Origin of the sequence: Prochlorococcus sp. MIT 1323, assembly GCF_047304905.1 — a bacterium.
Lineage (GTDB): Bacteria > Cyanobacteriota > Cyanobacteriia > PCC-6307 > Cyanobiaceae > Prochlorococcus > Prochlorococcus marinus_D.
Genome location: NZ_CP138973.1, coordinates 553048 through 571410 on the forward strand (window position 1 = coordinate 553048; position 18363 = coordinate 571410).

The following is an 18363-nucleotide window of genomic DNA, read 5'->3' on the forward strand; positions in this document are numbered from 1 at the left end:
GTTTCACTGTTTAGGATTTGACCTTAGGTAGTCTTTGCCTGAGTTCTCAAGCTGGTTTTAGGTGGGGTGACCGTACCTAGTGATTAATTCAGCTGCTTCGCTGTAGGTCACGTCGCTCCTCGGGAAGGACAGCTCCTTCTACGGGGCAGACCTGGAGGCAGATACCGCAATCAATGCAGATGTCGAAATTTATCAAATAGAAATTTCTTCCTTTGTCGTTTTTGCCTTGACCAGGCTGAATGCAGCCGACAGGGCATGCCTGAGCACAGTCAGCAACCCCTTCACATATTTCTGTCACGATGCTGTGTGGCATGGCCTTGCAGATCGGACGACGAGACTCTCGAAATCCTAATGATCTAACCAGTCCAGTGTGCTACAGCCCCGATCTGATAGACGGCTGAAGGCATCTTCACGATCGCGACAGGCTTCAAGTTCAACAACAGCACGCTGGCCCTGCTTGTGCCAGTGACGCTGACGCTTGAGTGCATGTTCCAGCGTTGCTTGCTCGCCGTAGGCAACAAGGGTTGATTCCACAGCGTCAGACGCTTTGATCTCTTTGGTCAGCAGTTCACGAATATCGTCTATGGCGAAACTAAAGCCCACCCCTGCGGCGTGAAGCCCTTTGGCACCACAACGAGCTACAAGGTTGTCGTAACGCCCCCCACGAGCAATCACGACAGGTCCAGCATCGCTTTGACATACCAACTGAAACACCAGCCCGGTGTAGAGCTCAAAATGGGGCTGAAAGGTTGGATCCAGTTGCAGGTCAATCCCCTGATCAGCGGCCAGTGGACTCATCTGTTCAAATAGCCTTTGTAGGTTATTGAGTGCTTGTTGAGTTCCAAATAGGCCTGATAAGCGTTCGAGCACGTCTAGGGGTTCACCACGGCACTCCAAGTGATGGAGGAGGCGCTCGAATTGATCATTCGGCAGTTGCAGGCTTTCAAGAGCAAGGCGGTCATAGTGGATCAATGCTGTTCTTATTTTTTCGCGTAGATCGTTTTGAAATGGCAGCATGATGAGATCCATTAATGCTGTGTGGCCAACAAGTAAACGAGGCTGGTGTCGTTTACTCAGTTCGAGAGTCTCCACTGCTGAAAACAGCAGGGAAAGAAGCTCCATTTCCGCATTGATGGGCTCGACCCCGAAGAGCTCTACACCGCTTTGAAGGTTTTCTTCGATGCAAAGGCTTCCTTCATCAGCAGTACGGCTTTCAAAAATTGTTCCTGCAGCCCATAGCCTCAAGGGACGAGGTCTTTGTCTAAGCCTTGTACAAGCGGCGCGAGCGATTGATGCTGTCATCTCTGGTCGTAGACCAAGGGGTTCATCGGCCACCAATCGCACGATGTCCTGACTGGCAATAGCACCACCAGCTTTCAAGGTTTCGAGTCGCTCGACCCGTGGAGGAGAGACTTCGTCGTAGCCCCATAGTCGATAAACCTCGGCAAGTCTCTGGCTAAGTTTTTGGTTTAGTTCGACCTGCTGGGGGTTCAGATCGCGAGCACCCGCTGCCGGTTGCAGGGCCATCCCTGATTTTCTCGGAGTGACTTCAGGATCCCATGCCCCTGAGTTCGGGAGCGCCAAATGAATCCGCTTCAAGGGGTTTTACTTTGCTGAGTTGATCAACAAGCAGTTTCTGCATTCCAGGCGGACAGGCCAGCACCCTGCCACTATTTAGATCAAATGTGTCACCGCGGTAATCAGTCACCTTCCCTCCAGCTAGCTCCACCAGGGCTACTCCAGCAGCTAGATCCCATGGAGCAAGGCCGCGTTCCCAATAACCATCGAGTCGCCCAGCAGCCACAAAAGCCATGTCCACTGCTGCTGCACCACCACGTCGCACGCCACGTGTTCGGTGTGTCATCCAGCAGAATTCGGCGTAGTTGTTGTCTAAGCGGTTTTGCCTGTCATAGGCAAAACCGGTCACAAGCAAGGAATCAACCAGGCTTTTGCATGATGAAACCTTGATCGGTTTTTGATTGCAAAATGCACCCAGGCTTGGGGCTGCCCAGTAGATCTCATCAAGGAAAGGCACAGCTATGGCGCCAAGGATTGGTGTTTGCCGCCAAGTGAGGCCAATCGAGGTAGCGAAGAACGGATAGCCATGAGCGAAATTGGTTGTTCCATCTAGTGGGTCAACACACCAACAAAGCGAACCTTGGCCAGAAAATGATCCGCTTTCTTCTGCGAGAAGGGCAATGTTAGGAGTTTCCTGCTGGAGAAATTCGAGTACACACTTCTCAGCGGCTAGATCTGCATTGGTGACAAGATCGCCAGTTCGCCCCTTGCTTTCGATGCTTTCAAGATGTCCATAGTGGTCCATCAAAATGGCACCACCACATTCAGAGGCCTTACGCGCTACAGCTGCAAGGCGCGCCAGATCTTCGTTGTTCAAGCCAGCTTGCTCAGCAGCAAGGGTGCAGTTCAGAGGTTTCAAGCTTCACTACCCATCAATTTGGTATGCCATCAGGAATTTATAGATTGAATGATCCTCTGAACCCCAGTCCATAGAGCGTGACTTGTTCCTGCGTTTCCGTTTCCAGTGGAGTGATTGCTTTGTGCTCACAAAGTTAGGTCATCTCCTTTGTCGCTAGTGGTCTGGGATTCTGTTTTTTGGTGTCATGTATGGGTCTACTGGAGAGCCCTGCTACATTCACGAGGGCCTGAAAGCCGCTGGAGAGGTGGCCGAGTGGTCGAAGGCGCAGCACTGGAAATGCTGTATAGGGGCAACTCTATCGAGGGTTCGAATCCCTCCCTCTCCGTTTCAAAGGAAGTCTGATACCGTCTGATTCGGTATGGGCTTCCTTTGGGAACGCTTTTATAGAAGTCGTTTTCGGGCATTTTCGGACTGTCCTCCGTCTGATGCAATCTCGTTGTGTATGACTGGTTTTTTGGTTTTTATGCGAAGCGTGTCGGCACGAAGACCAAGGCGTTTATAGACAGGCCGCCAAAATTAGGTAATCGACGTCGTTCACCTTTGGTATTAATGCCTTGTTTTAAAGGATGCTTTAATTTTATTTTGTTCTAGAGAATAGCTAATAGCTATTCCTCGCAACTACACATCTAGCTATAAACTTTGAATCTTTAACAAATACCGTGATACCTTCAACCAAAGCGGCCGGATATATAATTCTGAGTAGCTTCCTGAGCAGGTGAATGGAAGATTTTCTCTGTTTCATTGAACTCAACAAGATAACCAACTTTTCCTGATCCACCTTCTTGTACCTCAGCATTGAAGAAAGCTGTGAAATCACTAACTCGAACAGCCTGTTGCATATTATGAGTGACAATTACAATCGTAAATCTATTTTTTAACTCATGCATTGTCTCTTCAATTTTAAGTGTAGAAATTGGATCAAGGGCTGAACAGGGTTCATCCATTAAAATCACTTCTGGTTCAATAGCGATTGTCCTTGCTATGCATAGCCTTTGTTGCTGGCCACCTGATAGAGAACATCCGCTTTCTTTAAGCTTATCCTTGCATTCATCCCATACAGCTGCTTGACGAAGTGAGCGTTCAACAAGCTCATTCATATCACCTTTATATCCATTAATTCTTGCTCCAAATGCAATATTTTCATAGATGCTTTTAGGGAATGGATTGGGTTGCTGAAATACCATCCCGATGCGTCGGCGTACCTCAACTGGATCGATATTTGGGGAATACAAGTCGTCTCCATCAAACATCACTCGACCTGTAAGAGAACATCCTTCTATCAAATCGTTCATGCGATTTAGAGATCGCAGAATTGTTGATTTACCACATCCAGATGGTCCGATTAAAGCTGTAATTTTACCGCGCGGTATCTCGCAGTAAACATGTCGTACTGCTTCAAATTCATTGTAACTTATAGTGACGTTCTGAAGTGATATGCAGGGATCAGTTGAAATCTGCTTTGGCCGAGGAGAGGAAGTTGCTGTCATGGATCAGCGCGCGATTAATAATGAAGGCAATTCAGTCGTCAAGATAAAAATAGTCTTGTGTAAGTGACTCATCTTGAGGTTAAGTGGCCAATCCAGCGTGAAAGGATATTCATCGCGAGAATAAATACTACAAGAATAAATGATGCTGCCCAAGCCAATTCATTCTGAACTTGATAGGGTTGAGTTGAAAAATTATAAATCAAAACCGAAAGTGTCGCGATTGGATTGAAGAAAGCATCTGAACCACTAGGCCAAAAATATGAAAAGAGTGCTGTAAAAATCAATGGTGCTGTTTCACCAGCTGCCCGAGCAACTGAAAGAACGACTCCTGTAGCGATTGGAGTAAATGCCATTGGCAATGTAATGTGGGAAATGGTAACAAATTTAGAGGCGCCTACTCCAAGTGCACCTTTGCGAAGGTTGTCTGGTACCAGTTTTAGGCCTTCGTCAGTGGTTTTTATCACTGTTGGCAACATCAGGATTGAGAGTGCTACTCCGCCAGCTATCGCACTGTATGAACTGCCAAGAATGACCCGTGAAGAGACAATTATATCGTAGACAAAGACGCCAGTAATAATTGAAGGAACACCTGAAAGAACATTGGTTCCAAAACGTATAAATCTAGAGAATGGTCCTTCACGTGCATATTCGGCAAGGTAGATACCTCCACCAACACCAACAGGTATAGCGATCATTCCGGCTATGCAGGTGACAATAATAGTTCCCAAGATTGCGTTGCCAATACCTCCGCCATCGAGTCCTGGGGGAGGCGGAAGCATAGTAAAAAGAGAGATACTTAATCTGGTTGCTCCTTTGAAAATTACATAGGTTAAAACAAGAATTAGTGGCAGAATGGCTACGAATGAAAATAATCCCGATAATATTGTGCAAATTCTATTAATTCTATTACGCCTCAAGCCTGGCTTGTAGTAAAGATTGGAGGATAGATCCCCACTTGTTGAAATCGCTTCGCTAGTCATTGATTTCATGTTAGTATTTAAGACTTAATCGTTTGACCATCCATTGTGAAACGATATTTACAGCAAGCGTTATCACCATAAGAATAAATGCTGCATAATAAAGTGATGAGACCTGAGTTCCATCTGCTTCTCCAAACTGATTGGCTAGCATCGCAGCGATTGTGTTGCCTGGGCCAAGCAATGACCAGCTAAAATTATTGGAATTTCCTATAATCATTGTTACTGCCATTGTTTCCCCCATTGCTCTTCCCAGAGCGAGTAGTACGCCTCCAGCAATGCCCGAAATTGCCGCTGGTAGAATGACATTAATTATTGTGCTCCAGCGTGTTGCTCCAACCCCATAAGCAGCTTGGCGCAGGCTAATTGGTACTTGATTGAGTGAGTCTCTTGAAATAGCTGTAATGATAGGAAGTATCATCACAACAAGTATCAAGATCGCTGGGGTCATTCCAGGCCCCATTGGCTGAGTACTAAAAAATGGAATCCAGCCCAAATATATATACAGGAAAGAAAGCAAGGGTCTTAGGAACGGCTCCATTACAAAGATTGCCCATAGGCCAAGTACCACAGATGGAATGGCCGCTAGTAGTTCAATCATTACTCCTATGATGTTTTTAGCTCTTGTAGGTATAAAGCTTTCGGTTATAAAAATTGCTGTTCCAACACCTAGAGGAATCGCAATTAATAGTGAAAGCAATGAGGTTACTGCTGTTCCATAGATTGCGGTTAACACTCCGTACTCATCATCAACAGGGTTCCAATTTGATGTCACTAGAAATTTCCACCCGTAACGCCCCATCGATTCAAGTGACCCCCAAAAGACAACGATCAGGATCGCTACAAGTATCAGTGCAACCATGGATGCCATTGATATGGCGATAGTTCTAAAGCTGCTGTCGACGAATTTTTCATGAGCTGGACGTCTTCTGAGCACGTACAGCTCTTTCTGCACACCAGTTGGCATACCACTGCAATACAGACATAAGAAACCTAATCCTGAGAGGGGTGCTTTTGCATTAACAGGCCATTAACAGTCCAACATCCACATTGCTAAAAAGGCTTGGTTTAGGGTGCTTTTCGCCGTTACCTTGGAGCTTCAGTAAACGCGGCCATGGGGCGGATTGTTGGCATAGACCTAGGGACAACAAACTCCGTTGTGGCGGTGCTTGAGGCTGGTCGCCCTCAAGTGATCGCTAATGCGGAGGGCAGTCGCACGACTCCCTCAGTAGTGGGTTACAGCAAAGAAGCAGAGCTACTTGTCGGTCAATTAGCACGTCGCCAGTTGGTGCTTAATCCAAGAAATACCTTTGCCAATCTCAAGCGCTTCGTGGGACGAGGCTGGGATGAAATGGATGACAGCAGTCTCTCTGTTCCATACACCGTAAGGGCCAATGAACAGGGGAACGTGCGTGTCTCCTGTCAAGTGACGGAGCGTGAATATGCACCCGAAGAACTTGTGGCCAGCATCATTCGCAAGCTTGTGGATGATGCGGCGACATATCTAGGAGAGCCTGTTGAGGCTGCTGTAGTGACAGTACCTGCCTATTTCAATGATGCCCAACGTCAGGCGACTCGTGATGCCGGCAGGCTCGCTGGAATCACAGTGGAACGGATCCTCAACGAACCCACTGCTGCTGCACTGGCCTATGGCTTTGATCGCAGTGCCGCTCGCCGTGTTCTTGTCTTCGATCTGGGTGGCGGGACGTTTGATGTCTCACTGATGCGTGTCGCTAATGGTGTTTTTGATGTCAAGGCCACATGTGGTGATACACAACTAGGGGGCAATGATTTCGATCAGCGGATTGTTGATTGGCTCGCTGAAGCTTTTAAGACCAAGCATGGCCTCGATTTACGCCGTGATCGCCAGGCACTGCAACGCTTGATTGAAGCAGCAGAAAAAGCCAAGCAGGAACTCTCTGGTGTTCTTAATACTCCGATTTCTTTGCCTTTTATCGCAACGGGGCCTGATGGCCCTCTTCATATCGAGACCAGTCTTGATCGCCCCACATTTGAAGGCCTTTGCCCCGACCTTCTCGACCGTCTTCTGAATCCAGTGCAGACAGCTCTGCGTGATTCTGGCTGGTCTGCTGATGATGTTGATGATGTTGTGCTTGTTGGAGGTGGCACCAGAATGCCGATGGTTCAGCAATTGCTGCGAACCCTCGTTGCCAGTGAACCTTGTCAATCTGTCAACCCTGACGAAGTCGTGGCTGTTGGCGGAGCTGTTCAGGCCGGAATCCTTACCGGTGAGCTTCGAGATCTGATGCTCAACGATGTCACTCCCCTTTCATTAGGGCTGGAAACCGTTGGTGGGTTGATGAAAGTGCTGATCCCACGAAATACACCAATACCAGTGCGCCAATCCGACGTGTTCAGCACCTCAGAGGCCAACCAATCGTCTGTTGAAATTCATGTCTGGCAGGGTGAACGTCAGTTGGCAACAGATAACAAGTCTTTGGGTCGCTTTCGCCTGTCAGGCATTCCACCTGCACCAAGAGGTGTTCCACAGGTGCAAGTGGCTTTTGATATTGATGCCAATGGTCTCTTGCAAGTGAGTGCAACTGATCGCACCACAGGCCGCAAGCAATCTGTGAATATTCAGGGAGGTTCCACCCTTAACGAAGAGGAATTGCAAGCCTTGCTCGCGGAAGCTGAAGCCAAGGCAGGAGAAGATCGTCGTCGTCGTGCATCAATTGATCGTCGTAATGGTGCACTCACACTTGTTGGTCAAGCTGAAAGAAGACTTCGCGATGCAGCTTTGGAACTGGGCCCCTATGGGGCTGAGCGGCAGCAGCGGGCTGTTGAGACAGCGATGCGCGATGTGCAAGACCTGCTTGAGCAGAACGATCTACAGGAACTTGAGCTTGCTGTTGCTTCACTTCAGGAAGCCCTTTTTGGCTTGAATCGACGAATTTCATCAGAACGGCGTACTGACGCCAATCCACTCCAGGGCATACGTAACACTCTTGGCTCGTTGAAAGATGAGCTCTTCTCGGATGATGACTGGGATGAAGATCCTTGGAACAGCCCTGCCCGGTCGTCCGACGGCCGACGCATCTACAGGGGACGTGAGCTAAATCCCTGGGACGATGACTTCTACCGCTAAACCGGATTACTGGTCTTTGCTAGGTGTCTCTCCAGACAGTGACGCCTCCCAGCTCAAAAGGGCATTTCGTCGCGAAGCACGGCGATGGCATCCAGACCTCAATGGCAATGATTACCACGCCGAGGAACGCTTCAAATTGGTTAATGAGGCCTATGCAGTTCTCAGTGATCCAAGACGTCGGGCTGCTTGGCAGGGATCGATGTCGACAGAGCAAGCCACTGCTGATCCTTTCGCAGTTGGTTTTCCAACTTTCGATGAGTATCTGGAAGTGGTGCTCGGTTTGGAGCTCACAGACGAACAGCCTGTTGACGTAGCTGACCCTTTCCCCTCAGAACAAGTCCACTGGCCTGCGACGTCTCCACCACCACCTCCTCCTCCCGTACAGGCCAGTGATGATCTCGAGACGTTGGTCGAGTTGACCCCTGAGCAAGCCCTCTATGGAACTTCAGTGGATCTTGAGCTCGATGACGGCACTCTTTTAGAGGTTGACACACCGCCTTTGGCTGGCGACGGTTGGCGGTTACGTCTTGTGGGCGTAGCCCCTGGAGGACGTGACCACTTCCTTCAGTTGCGCGTTCAAACAGAAGACAGACTGAGGATTGACGGACTTCGTGTGCTTTATCGCCTTGAGTTGTTTCCACCTGATGCAGCTCTTGGTTGTGCTGTGGATGTCCCAACTCTCTCTGGTCCTGTCACACTCCAAGTGCCTCCAGCATCATCAAGTGGTCGTTTATTGCGCCTTCGCGGACGGGGACTTGAGCTTGATGGACGCAGAGGTGATCAATTGGTTGAAATTGTGGTGGTTATTCCTGCTGAACTTGCTGAAGCCGAACGTGCTCTCTACCGACGACTTCAAGAATTGGCTCTTGATCCGGAAAATCTATAAAGCCGAATTAGATAATCGAGTGAGAGATCCCATCGGTCTGGCCTGATCCACATGCGCGTGTACGTCCTTCTCTATGACGCCGGTAAAGACAACGAGGGTATTCATTCCCTCGAACTTGCTGGCAATACAGCTGTGCTGATGTTCGAAAACGCTGATGATGCCGAGCGTTATGCCGGTCTTCTTGAGGCTCAAGACTTTCCTTTACCGACTGTTGAAGAGATTGGCCGTGATGAGATTGAAGATTTCTGCCGCCAGGCCGGATATGAAGCTCGTTTTGTGGAGGTTGGCTTTATGCCAAAAACTGATGAGGAGCGTCTTTTATTTGCTCCACCAGAATTAAATCGAGATGTGAGTCACTGGCAGGATGAGGATCATTCCGTTGCAGACAGCAATGGATTGGATCAGCAAGTTGAATCAACAGATCTTGAAGCGATTCGTAAGCGGCTTGAAGGATTGATTTGACCATGACCAATGTTTTTGCAGACCTCAAATTGCATCCTTCAGATAATCGAGGGCATCTGTTGACTGAACAGGTCAATCCCAAAAGTGAATGTTTGGATCAACTAACCACAGAGTCCTTAGTGACACTTTTCTGCGAAGAGGACCGAGAGCCACAGCGTGCCGTCGCAGCGGCTTTACCCGAACTTATTCAGGCAGTTGAAGCGATTACGGACCGGCTTCGAAGCGGAGGTCGCCTTTTTTATTTGGGTGCTGGCACCTCCGGACGACTAGGTGTTCTTGACGCCGCAGAGTGCCCACCAACCTTTTGCAGCGATCCTGATCTTGTTCAGGGTGTTCTTGCTGGTGGGAGCGCAGCTTTGCTGAAAAGCTCCGAGGGACTTGAAGACATTGAACAGGCAGGGCAAAAGGATCTTGAGGAGCGTGACTTTAGCCCTGCTGATTGTCTTGTCGGTATTGCGGCCGGGGGAACGACTCCTTATGTGAAAGGAGGACTTGCATACGCAAAGGAAATCAATGCTTTGGCGATTGCAATTTCATGTGTGCCTATAGAGCAAGCTGAGATGCCATGCAGTATCGATATTCGTCTTTTGACTGGCCCTGAATTACTCACAGGTTCCACGCGTTTAAAGGCCGGTACCGCAACAAAGATGGCTCTAAATATTCTTTCAACCTGTGCGATGGTTCGGCTTGGCAAAGTCTTTGGAAATCGAATGGTTGATGTTGCTGCTACCAACATCAAGCTGATGGATCGTGCCTTGCGAATCCTGCATGATTTAGCTGATGTTGATCGAGTTCGTGGAACTGAGTTGCTTCAAGCAAGCGATGGATCTGTAAAAGTGGCTCTGCTTATGCATGCTTGCGGTTTAGACGCTGAGGCTGCCCAGAAACTACTGATAGAGCATAACAATCAATTGCGAACAGCTTTAGCGAGCTGTAAAAATTGCATTACTTGATTTTAATTGTGCCTTTGCAAGAAGCAAAATAATAAGATCATTCTACTCGGTAGGTACACGATAGCAATAACAGATTCTAAACGATTTGAATATCTTCAAATGGAATACACAGCTTTCCCATGAATCGTTCCATCCTTGTTGAATGCTGTTTATACAATCGATTCTATTGCTTTGATTTAATTAATAATTCTAGAGATGTCGCGAAAGTTGGCTTCGTTGACTAGACTATTTTTTTGAGCATCCAACTGTGACCAAGGCCCTGATGGACACTGATGCTGGTTTGATTGAGTTGGAGCTCTTTGATGATGATGCTCCCAACACGGTTGCCAATTTCACAAAGCTGGTTAAGGAGGGTTTTTATGACGGCCTGTCTTTCCATCGTGTAATCGATGGTTTCATGGCTCAAGGTGGCTGCCCAAATACTCGTGAGGGGGCAAAGGGGATGCCTGGAACCGGTGGGCCTGGCTATACGATTAATTGTGAAATAAATAGCAAAAAGCATCTCGCCGGTTCTCTTTCTATGGCTCATGCAGGAAAGAACACTGGCGGAAGTCAATTCTTTCTTGTCCATGATGCTCAGCCTCATCTCGATGGAGTGCATACCGTTTTCGGTCAGGCTGCCAATATGGATGTGGTCTTAGCCTTAAAGAACGGCTCTAGGATCAATAAAGTAACCATTCAATAGGATTGAAAATATACAGCTGGTCTCTTTCATGACCAAAGGATCAGATTGGGAAAGCTCGTGGCATCCCAATCTTTTAGTGGGGAAAAATCATCTTTAAATAGTGTTGCCAACGACCGCTCTTCTCTCTTTAGGTCTTGAGGAGGATGCATTGCTTGCTCAGCACGGTCAGTACGCAGAAGACCAATTCGACGGCTCCCTGACCATTGAATCAACTCTTGAAGCAGTAACTCCAGCGATGCTTTTTTAAGTGGATCTGATGAAACCTCAGAAGAGGTTTTGACTCGTGGACATACACGCCATACAAAGAGGGGGCGATCCCATAGGGCAAGTAGACGGGGTGAGCTTTCTGCTATGAGCTCAAGTTCATTGCTTTTGGCCCAATCATGTGCACGGGTCCTCAGCTTAGCCAACGTCTCTCCATTCACCTCACCGTCCCAGGCAACCACAACAAAAGGTCCAACTTCTGGAGCTTGATTCTCTGATTTGCCAGCATCAATCAAGTGTCCAAGTTTTTCCCGTTTAACAGCTAAATAAGCGGCATTGTGATCTCCAGGACAGATTACTAGGGGGACACGACTTTCGACTTGTAAGCCATATCCACCCAGTCCAGCAATTTTGCGTGGGTTGTTTGTAAGTAGACGTAAACGGTGGATGCCAAGGTCAGTGAGAATTTGAGCACCAACCCCATAGTTGCGCAGATCTGCAGGGAAACCCAAACTTTCATTGGCTTCCACAGTGTCTAGACCGCCATCCTGAAGGCTATAGGCCTTTAATTTGTTAATTAGTCCAATGCCGCGACCTTCCTGGCGGAGATAAACAACCACGCCTTCACCTTCCTGTTCGATGCGAGCTAACGCTGCCTCAAGTTGGGGGCGACAATCGCAGCGCAGTGATCCAAAAGCATCTCCCGTAAGACATTCGGAGTGCATGCGCACTAAAACTGGTTCTTTCAGTTCTCGTGGATCGCCCTTGACAAGAGCAATGTGTTCCGATCCATCCAAACCATTTAAATAGCCGATTGCCTGAAAACTGCCAAAGAGACTTGGTAAATCGGCAGTGGCTTGACGGTATACAAAGCGTTCATTCTCAAGACGGTAACGAATGAGATCGGCGATGTTGATGAGCTTGAGTCCCCAACGCCGCGCATAGTTTTGCAATTGCGGCAGTCTTGCCATTGATCCGTCTGAGTTTTGGATCTCGCAGATCACGCCAGCTGGAGCAAGCCCTGCCAGCTGTGACAAATCCACGGCGGATTCTGTATGTCCAGCCCTTTTGAGAACACCTCCTTGACTCGCTCTAAGGGGGAAAATATGTCCAGGGCGGCGTAGGTCTCTTGGACGAGTCTCCGGATGTAAGGCCACTTGAATCGTGCGCGCTCGATCCTCCGCTGAAATACCGGTAGAAACCCCTTTTTCAGGGCCTGCATCGATGCTTACGGTAAAAGCCGTTTGGTTGGCATCTGTGTTGCGATCAACCATCAGCGGCAGGTCAAGTTGATCTAGGCGACTGCCTTGCATCGCAAGGCAGATCAGACCACGAGCCTCTGTGGCCATGAAATTGATTTGCTCAGGCGTAGCGAACTGAGCAGCACAAATTAGGTCGCCCTCGTTTTCTCTGCGCTCATCATCGACAACCACAACGCATTCACCGTTTCGGATCGCGGCAAGTGCATCAGAAATGTCGTCGAAGCGGATCTCGACCGATTCAGCGGGTATAGGAGAAGTCCTCAGGGCCTTAGGGATGAACGTACTGGGTTCATTATCGACACCAGTACGATCAGCCGGCGTCCGATGAAGGCAATGGAAAGTTCTCCTCGCTCTTCAGCCTCTGACATTTCTCAGGTTCGAGGCAGCCGAGTAGCGGTTATCGGCGCTACGGGCTACGGCGGTCTTCAAACCATCAGATTGCTTGAGGACCATCCCCAGCTCCATGTGACCTACCTGGGCGGCGAACGAAGTGCCGGCAGGCGATGGAGTGAGCTTTGCCCTTTTTTACCCATCCTTGATGATCCTGAAGTTCAATCTCCCGATCCTGACAAGATCGCTGAATTCGCCGATTACGCAGTCCTCAGTCTTCCCAATGGACTTGCCTGCCAATTAGCACCGCAACTGCTGAAACGCAATGTTCGGGTTGTAGACCTCTCTGCTGACTTTCGCTATCGCTTACTGGAACAATGGAAACAAGTTTATGTCCATGAAGCTCAAAACCTCAATCGAGATGATGTTCAGCTTTGTAGAGAGGCTGTATATGGGTTACCTGAATGGAAGGGACCTGAAATTGCAGTTGCAAATCTTGTCGCTGCACCAGGATGCTTCCCAACCGCAAGTTTGTTGCCCTTGCTGCCTTTTCTAAAACAGGGATTGATCGAAAACGATGGTTTGATTATCGATGCAAAAACTGGCACCTCTGGTGGAGGGAGGGTGGCCAAAGAACAATTTCTTCTGGCAGAGGCCTCGGAGTCGATCATGCCTTATGGCGTGGTTGGGCATCGACATACATCAGAAATCGAACAACTTGCTAGTGAGGTTGCCGGACAACCGATTGAGGTTCAGTTCACACCCCATCTCGTACCGATGGTGCGTGGACTGCTAGCAACGGTTTATGGACGCTTGAGAGATCCTGGATTGACCGCTGAGGACTGCACAACTGTGTTGAAAGCGGTCTATCGACATCATCCCTGCATCGATGTTCTTCCTGTGGGAACGTATCCAGCGACTAAGTGGGTGAAATACTCCAACAAAGCTGTTCTTTCTGTTCAGGTCGACAACCGCAACAGCAGGCTTATCTTGATGAGCGCTGTCGACAACCTGATTAAAGGACAAGCTGGTCAAGGGGTTCAATGTCTAAACCTGATGGCTGGATTACCTCCAACCACAGGGATGTCTTTACTAACCTTCTACCCTTAATTTTGAGCTGCGTTTCTCCAACTTTGGCCTGCAAGAGCAACAGATAGTGGAAGCAATTGATGCTCCATGCGCTGGATCCTTTTGCTGAGGCTCTGATGGTCGTCTGAGCTCAAAACTGGTACTGCAGCTTGCGCAAGCACCGGACCGTCATCTACTTGAGGTGTAACCAGGTGAACGGAACAACCACTGATAGGAACTCTCGCTTTAAGTGCTTGCCCAACCGCATCTAAACCGCGAAAGCTAGGTAGCAGAGATGGGTGAATATTGATAAGGCGATTCGGGAAAGCAGAAATCAGGATTGGGGTGACGATTCGCATCCAGCCGGCCATCACCACGCCTTCTACAGAATGGTTGGTGAATGTCTTTACCAAGGCCTTATCTAGTTCTTCTCGACTACTAAATTCACGATGATCGTGGATGACACAAGGCACACCTAGTCGTTGAGCTCTACGACGTGCTTCACAATGAGGATTGTTAACCACCAATATGGAAATATAAGCATCAAGTTGAGAATTTTGAATGGCTTTAACCAGGGCTTCAAAATTGCTGCCATTCCCTGATGCCATCACGCCAAGATTTAAGCAAGGGTTGAATTTTGGGCTGGCCTGGAGGGTGGGCCAGATCAGCGATCGCTTCGCATCCTTTTCATAGCAACTGTTCTGACCAGGATTCGAAGCAGCGCTGTTCAGACAAATCTCCTTTTTATCTAAGTTGTTCATCTTGTTGACGATCGAGAAGACCAGCTGCATGCTCTAAGCACATCAGATTCACAACCTAATTCCTATATTCATCATCCAATTGGAACCCCTTCTGCGATCCATGATTTTTTTAGACAAAGTCAAGCCTTCAGATGGCTCAAAGCCATGATCCAGAACATCTTCCGTCAAGATACCCATTACCAGCACCATTACAGTTGTTGCATAACGTCTGAGCTTGTTTTTGAGGTTGAGTGAGGTGATCGAGGTTGTTGAAGTCCATCTTGATCTGTGTGACAAGGCAAGTCAGACCTTTAAGGTCAGTCTGAAATGGAAGCCAAGAACACATCGTCAGAGCTGGTCTCTGCCGATATGGACACCAGGCTCTTACACCATTAGAGACCATGTTCAGTATCTCCACAGTCTGAGCCTTTCTCAAGCCTCAAATGATTGTCAAGTTCAACGGATCGCTCCAAGTGGTTGGCAGGCTGATCTCGACACTCTTGATCTTGTCACCCTTGGCTATGTCATAGAGGCTCGAGAGCTCACTGTGCGCACCTGCTACTTAGATCCGGAGTTTGCATCCCTTTGTCTTGCGGCTGCTGTGATGGAAATCGATGGTCAGCGTTGGACTCCTCATTGCCTCACCCTGGCCCTACCAGCGGGTTGGAATGCCTACGTTCCTCTAGCTGGAGAGAAAACTCTCTGGGCTAAGGATTTTGATCATCTTGTCGATGCGCCTGTTCATGCTGGCTGTTTCGTTTCTCAGCCCTTTGTTGTCAAAAAACATTCTCATCAACTTCTCTGTATAGGCGAGCCTCCTATGGGATGGCCAGCAAACCTTGTGAATGATGTCAGCGCTGTTTGTAAAGCTACCTGTTGTCTAATGGATGAACCCCCACCAGCAGGAGATCTCTACCAATTGGTGATTCATATGTTAGAAACGGGTTATGGCGGTCTTGAGCATGATTATGGCGCAGTTTTGCATTATTCCTGGAGTGCATTAACTGAACCTGATGGTTATCGGAAGCTCCTACAATTGATAGGACATGAGTATTTACATCAATGGAATGTGAGACGTCTACGGCCCAGGGAATATCGACCTTATGATTATTCTCAAGCTGTAATTAGTGATGGACTTTGGTTCGCCGAAGGAATCACTAGCTACCTGGACCTCACCCTGCCATTCCTTGCTGGGTTGAGCGATCGCTCAGCATTACTAAAGGATTTATCTCTAGAGTTTTCACCACTATTAATCAACTCAGGTCGTCAATTACAGAGCCTAGCTGACAGTTCACGTGAAGCCTGGGTGAAATTATATAAAGCAACACCGGCAAGTGCCGGTTCTCAGGTCAGCTATTACAAGCTTGGTGCTGCGATGGCCTTTTGCCTGGATGTTCGCCTGCGTCAACAAAACTCGTCGTTAACACAAGTACTCCGTGAACTTTGGCAGAAGTTTGGTCGTAGTCATCGAGGTTATTCCAGGTTAGACATCAAAGCTGCCATCGCCAAGTTCGATCCCAATACTGCGAATGAGGTTGATGCATGGCTTGATCAACCTGACTCTCTCCCGTTGACTTCGATAGTTAAAGATCTTGGACTGAGGTTTGAAAAGAGATATTCAAACAAAAGAGAAACAGGGCTTACTTTAGTTGAACGAGATGGTCTTATTTTGGTGTCACGAGTTTCTCTGTCTAGTCCAGCCCATCATGCAGGTCTTGTCGTTGGTGATGAATTGCTTGCTGTCGGCGGATTTCGATTGCGTAAGGTCGATGATTTATGCAAACTTGTCTCCAAAGAAGAACCTGTATCGATCACCTATTCAAGACGAGGACGACTTAGCGAAACAACACTTTCGAGTGATTTGCCCCAAGTTGATCACTGGGAGATTATTATTGATTGTGAGGCACCATCTGAGTTAAGCAATCTACGGGATCGATGGTTTCAGATTATTTAACCACTCTGATTATGTCTATGAGGAGCAAAACTAAACGATTCCTAATGATACTCATATTTGCAATAAGTGGTTTGATAATATTCACCTGGCATACAAAGAATAGCATTCCTGATGATCAGTCAAAATTAAATCAAAGTCTCCAAAGCCATCTAGAACGACTTGGGCAATTCTCTGAAGAAGTCAATCAAAAGTCAAATGGCCTGCCATCAACTAGTCAACAAAAACCACCGCGAGCAATATCATGGTCATCTCCACTCTCTAAGCAATGCTCTGATGTCGATCAAGGGCTTAAGAAACGTCTTGACCACCGTCAAAAGCAACTGGCAACTGAACGCAATTATGTAGTGATTGATTCATCGAATTATGGCAAAAGATATCGCTGGGATCTTTATGGCCGTCGAATTGATCCGACTCCTAGTGTCGTAATTTTACATGAGACTACCGATTCGTATCAATCTGCACTCTATACATTTAAAGATTATCATCGCAAGGATGAGGATCAAGTTAGCTACCACACATTGATTACATTGGATGGGCGAATTATTGATGTTGTAGACCCACTTAATAGAGCATATGGAGCAGGAAATTCTGCTTTTCTTGGTGAGTGGGTTGTGACAAATCCACGCTTTAAGGGATCCGTCAATAACTTCGCTTTGCATGTGAGCCTAGAGACACCATGGGATGGTCGCAACGGCTATCTAAATCATAGTGGTTATAACGACAAACAATATGATTCTCTTGCTCTAGTCTTAGCAGATTGGATGGATCGCTTCAATATCCCCCCAGAAAATATCACTACTCATCAGCATGTTGATTTAGCAGGTGAGCGATCAGACCCCCGTAGTTTTGATTGGTCAAATCTACAGCGAAGACTAGCGGCGATTGGTTATCTTTGTGTGAGTAGCATGCCCTCAGATTAAGGGCAGCTGGGCTGAAGAACGTTGGGAATAAATCAGACCATGTAGTTCAGGGTCTTGCATATAACGAAGAATTCTTGCGGGATAGTCAAGCTTGCCATTATGAAGATAAGCCAGTGTGGCGATCGCCTTGGCATGTTTATAAGAGCGACTAGCTTGGATCATGGCATTAGAAGGTAAGCCTAAGTCATCCTTTAGACGCGCTATCTTTCCTGCAAGTAACTCAATATTAGATTCTGGATTTAGAAGCAAATTACGTGCACTTGAAATTTGTTCTGCCGTTGGATACTGAGGCAAACGTTTTTGATGGATGAGTTCAGAGATGCCTAGTTGGGCTGGCCCATGGGTCTTCAATAGACCGGAATGAGCCACAAAAGGGATGTTTTCGCCTGGTTTTGAATGCTGAATTTCATCAAAAAGGATCGCTGTAACCAGCATTGGGTTAACGCGGTATCGCTTGGACTCGCGCACGATCACAGGTTTTAATTCATCCAGTCGATTGACTGTCTGAGCTCGCAGTGGCTGGAGGTGATCAATTCCTCGTGTGAACAACTGAGCTAAAGGCGTCTGAGGGCCATGTACCCCGAAACGTTTTTGAAGATATCTGAGCTCTTCTGCTGTGAAATCGGTTGGATCAAGGTGATTAACGGTTGCAATATCCAGCGGTGGTGATTGACGTGTCTGGCTTGCCTGCCGGCCACAATTCTCTGTCATGAGAACCATGAAAAGCGAAGCCAGGACTACAAAGTTGGTTAGTCGAAGACATCTTTTGAGTGTTTGTAGGAGTCTGAAAAGAGTCTTGATCATCGCGCGAGGTTAGCCTGAGTGTCTGAGAAAATGGGCAGGCATTTTGATCGTTGATCGTTTCGAGCTGTGAGCGACGTGCATCAGC

17 protein-coding genes and 1 tRNA gene are annotated in these 18363 nt (G+C 47.8%); 9 read left to right on the plus strand and 9 right to left on the minus strand.

Translation table 11 applies throughout. The features are described 5' to 3' along the window. Nucleotides 1-88 precede the first annotated feature (88 nt). From SIB68_RS02655 to SIB68_RS02665, 3 genes are read right to left on the minus strand one after another with little or no spacing between them, the layout of a single operon-like run. A complete protein-coding gene (locus SIB68_RS02655) occupies nt 89-313 on the minus strand; it encodes an indolepyruvate ferredoxin oxidoreductase subunit alpha (protein WP_011826161.1) in 225 nt (74 codons plus the stop codon). Between the two features lie 35 nt (nt 314-348). Next, entirely contained in the window at nt 349-1527 is a 1179-nt protein-coding gene (locus tag SIB68_RS02660; protein WP_063400480.1) for an ATP phosphoribosyltransferase regulatory subunit, read from the minus strand. Between the two features lie 22 nt (nt 1528-1549). After that, nucleotides 1550-2437 (minus strand): inositol monophosphatase family protein, encoded by an 888-nt coding sequence (locus SIB68_RS02665; protein ID WP_063400481.1) that lies wholly within the window; start codon nt 2435-2437, stop codon nt 1550-1552. A gap of 238 nt (nt 2438-2675) precedes the next feature. On the opposite strand from SIB68_RS02665, the gene SIB68_RS02670 reads away from it, so the two are divergent. Further along, a tRNA-Ser gene (locus SIB68_RS02670) sits at nt 2676-2762 on the plus strand. A 343-nt stretch (nt 2763-3105) separates the two neighbouring features. Here SIB68_RS02670 and pstB read toward each other — a convergent pair. The 3 genes from pstB to pstC all read right to left on the minus strand — a co-directional run bounded on the left by pstB (nt 3106) and on the right by pstC (nt 5868). Continuing rightward, nucleotides 3106-3924: a phosphate ABC transporter ATP-binding protein PstB gene (gene pstB / locus SIB68_RS02675; protein ID WP_011130078.1), complete on the minus strand. Its 819-nt coding sequence runs from the start codon at nt 3922-3924 to the stop codon at nt 3106-3108. A 68-nt stretch (nt 3925-3992) separates the two neighbouring features. Next, complete coding sequence (gene pstA, locus SIB68_RS02680; protein WP_063400482.1) at nt 3993-4913, minus strand: phosphate ABC transporter permease PstA; 921 nt, start codon at nt 4911-4913, stop codon at nt 3993-3995. A 1-nt stretch (nt 4914) separates the two neighbouring features. Next, entirely contained in the window at nt 4915-5868 is a 954-nt protein-coding gene (gene pstC, locus SIB68_RS02685; RefSeq protein ID WP_063400483.1) for a phosphate ABC transporter permease subunit PstC, read from the minus strand. A gap of 147 nt (nt 5869-6015) precedes the next feature. Between pstC and dnaK the strand changes: the two genes are divergently transcribed. The 5 genes from dnaK to SIB68_RS02710 all read left to right on the plus strand — a co-directional run bounded on the left by dnaK (nt 6016) and on the right by SIB68_RS02710 (nt 10996). Then, nucleotides 6016-8010 carry a molecular chaperone DnaK gene (gene dnaK / locus SIB68_RS02690; RefSeq protein ID WP_063400484.1) on the plus strand — a complete coding sequence of 665 codons (1995 nt, stop codon included), beginning with the start codon at nt 6016-6018 and terminating at the stop codon, nt 8008-8010. Next, nucleotides 7994-8896, plus strand: coding sequence for a DnaJ domain-containing protein (locus SIB68_RS02695; RefSeq protein WP_063400485.1), 903 nt, complete (start codon nt 7994-7996; stop codon nt 8894-8896). The genes dnaK and SIB68_RS02695 overlap by 17 nt, the downstream gene beginning before the upstream one ends. Before the next feature lie 51 nt (nt 8897-8947). Then, nucleotides 8948-9358 (plus strand): DUF3110 domain-containing protein, encoded by a 411-nt coding sequence (locus SIB68_RS02700; RefSeq protein ID WP_063400486.1) that lies wholly within the window; start codon nt 8948-8950, stop codon nt 9356-9358. A 2-nt stretch (nt 9359-9360) separates the two neighbouring features. Further along, nucleotides 9361-10311, plus strand: a complete 951-nt coding sequence (murQ, locus tag SIB68_RS02705; RefSeq protein WP_063400487.1) for an N-acetylmuramic acid 6-phosphate etherase — start codon at nt 9361-9363, stop codon at nt 10309-10311. A gap of 262 nt (nt 10312-10573) precedes the next feature. After that, nucleotides 10574-10996, plus strand: a complete 423-nt coding sequence (locus SIB68_RS02710; protein ID WP_063400702.1) for a peptidylprolyl isomerase — start codon at nt 10574-10576, stop codon at nt 10994-10996. Nucleotides 10997-11022: 26 nt separating this feature from the next. Here the strand turns inward: SIB68_RS02710 and ribBA are convergent, their stop codons facing one another. Further along, a complete protein-coding gene (gene ribBA, locus SIB68_RS02715; protein WP_063400488.1) occupies nt 11023-12711 on the minus strand; it encodes a bifunctional 3,4-dihydroxy-2-butanone-4-phosphate synthase/GTP cyclohydrolase II in 1689 nt (562 codons plus the stop codon). An 84-nt stretch (nt 12712-12795) separates the two neighbouring features. On the opposite strand from ribBA, the gene argC reads away from it, so the two are divergent. Then, complete coding sequence (gene argC / locus SIB68_RS02720; RefSeq protein ID WP_063400703.1) at nt 12796-13902, plus strand: N-acetyl-gamma-glutamyl-phosphate reductase; 1107 nt, start codon at nt 12796-12798, stop codon at nt 13900-13902. On the opposite strand, the gene purN is transcribed toward argC, so the two are convergent. Then, nucleotides 13899-14651, minus strand: a complete 753-nt coding sequence (gene purN, locus SIB68_RS02725) for a phosphoribosylglycinamide formyltransferase (RefSeq protein ID WP_196757126.1) — start codon at nt 14649-14651, stop codon at nt 13899-13901. The two genes, argC and purN, sit on opposite strands and share 4 nt — an antisense overlap. A gap of 205 nt (nt 14652-14856) precedes the next feature. On the opposite strand from purN, the gene SIB68_RS02730 reads away from it, so the two are divergent. Together SIB68_RS02730 and SIB68_RS02735 are read left to right on the plus strand one after the other, a co-directional pair. Beyond that, nucleotides 14857-16554, plus strand: coding sequence for a PDZ domain-containing protein (locus tag SIB68_RS02730; RefSeq protein WP_063400705.1), 1698 nt, complete (start codon nt 14857-14859; stop codon nt 16552-16554). Beyond that, nucleotides 16536-17474, plus strand: coding sequence for an N-acetylmuramoyl-L-alanine amidase (locus SIB68_RS02735; protein WP_063400489.1), 939 nt, complete (start codon nt 16536-16538; stop codon nt 17472-17474). The genes SIB68_RS02730 and SIB68_RS02735 overlap by 19 nt, the downstream gene beginning before the upstream one ends. Here SIB68_RS02735 and SIB68_RS02740 read toward each other — a convergent pair. Further along, on the minus strand, nt 17466-18278 hold the full coding sequence (locus SIB68_RS02740) for a hypothetical protein (RefSeq protein ID WP_063400490.1): 813 nt from the start codon (nt 18276-18278) through the stop codon (nt 17466-17468). The two genes, SIB68_RS02735 and SIB68_RS02740, sit on opposite strands and share 9 nt — an antisense overlap. Between the last annotated feature and the right edge of the window lie 85 nt (nt 18279-18363).

Coding starts and splice junctions, on each gene's coding strand:
- SIB68_RS02655 (WP_011826161.1), bottom strand. CDS start 313: ATGCCACACAGCATCGTGACAGAAATATGTGAAGGGGTTGCTGACTGT.
- SIB68_RS02660 (WP_063400480.1), bottom strand. CDS start 1,527: ATGGCCCTGCAACCGGCAGCGGGTGCTCGCGATCTGAACCCCCAGCAG.
- pstB (WP_011130078.1), bottom strand. CDS start 3,924: ATGACAGCAACTTCCTCTCCTCGGCCAAAGCAGATTTCAACTGATCCC.
- pstA (WP_063400482.1), bottom strand. CDS start 4,913: ATGAAATCAATGACTAGCGAAGCGATTTCAACAAGTGGGGATCTATCC.
- pstC (WP_063400483.1), bottom strand. CDS start 5,868: ATGCCAACTGGTGTGCAGAAAGAGCTGTACGTGCTCAGAAGACGTCCA.
- dnaK (WP_063400484.1), top strand. CDS start 6,016: ATGGGGCGGATTGTTGGCATAGACCTAGGGACAACAAACTCCGTTGTG.
- SIB68_RS02695 (WP_063400485.1), top strand. CDS start 7,994: ATGACTTCTACCGCTAAACCGGATTACTGGTCTTTGCTAGGTGTCTCT.
- SIB68_RS02700 (WP_063400486.1), top strand. CDS start 8,948: ATGCGCGTGTACGTCCTTCTCTATGACGCCGGTAAAGACAACGAGGGT.
- murQ (WP_063400487.1), top strand. CDS start 9,361: ATGACCAATGTTTTTGCAGACCTCAAATTGCATCCTTCAGATAATCGA.
- SIB68_RS02710 (WP_063400702.1), top strand. CDS start 10,574: ATGGACACTGATGCTGGTTTGATTGAGTTGGAGCTCTTTGATGATGAT.
- argC (WP_063400703.1), top strand. CDS start 12,796: ATGGAAAGTTCTCCTCGCTCTTCAGCCTCTGACATTTCTCAGGTTCGA.
- purN (WP_196757126.1), bottom strand. CDS start 14,651: ATGCAGCTGGTCTTCTCGATCGTCAACAAGATGAACAACTTAGATAAA.
- SIB68_RS02735 (WP_063400489.1), top strand. CDS start 16,536: ATGGTTTCAGATTATTTAACCACTCTGATTATGTCTATGAGGAGCAAA.
- SIB68_RS02740 (WP_063400490.1), bottom strand. CDS start 18,278: ATGATCAAGACTCTTTTCAGACTCCTACAAACACTCAAAAGATGTCTT.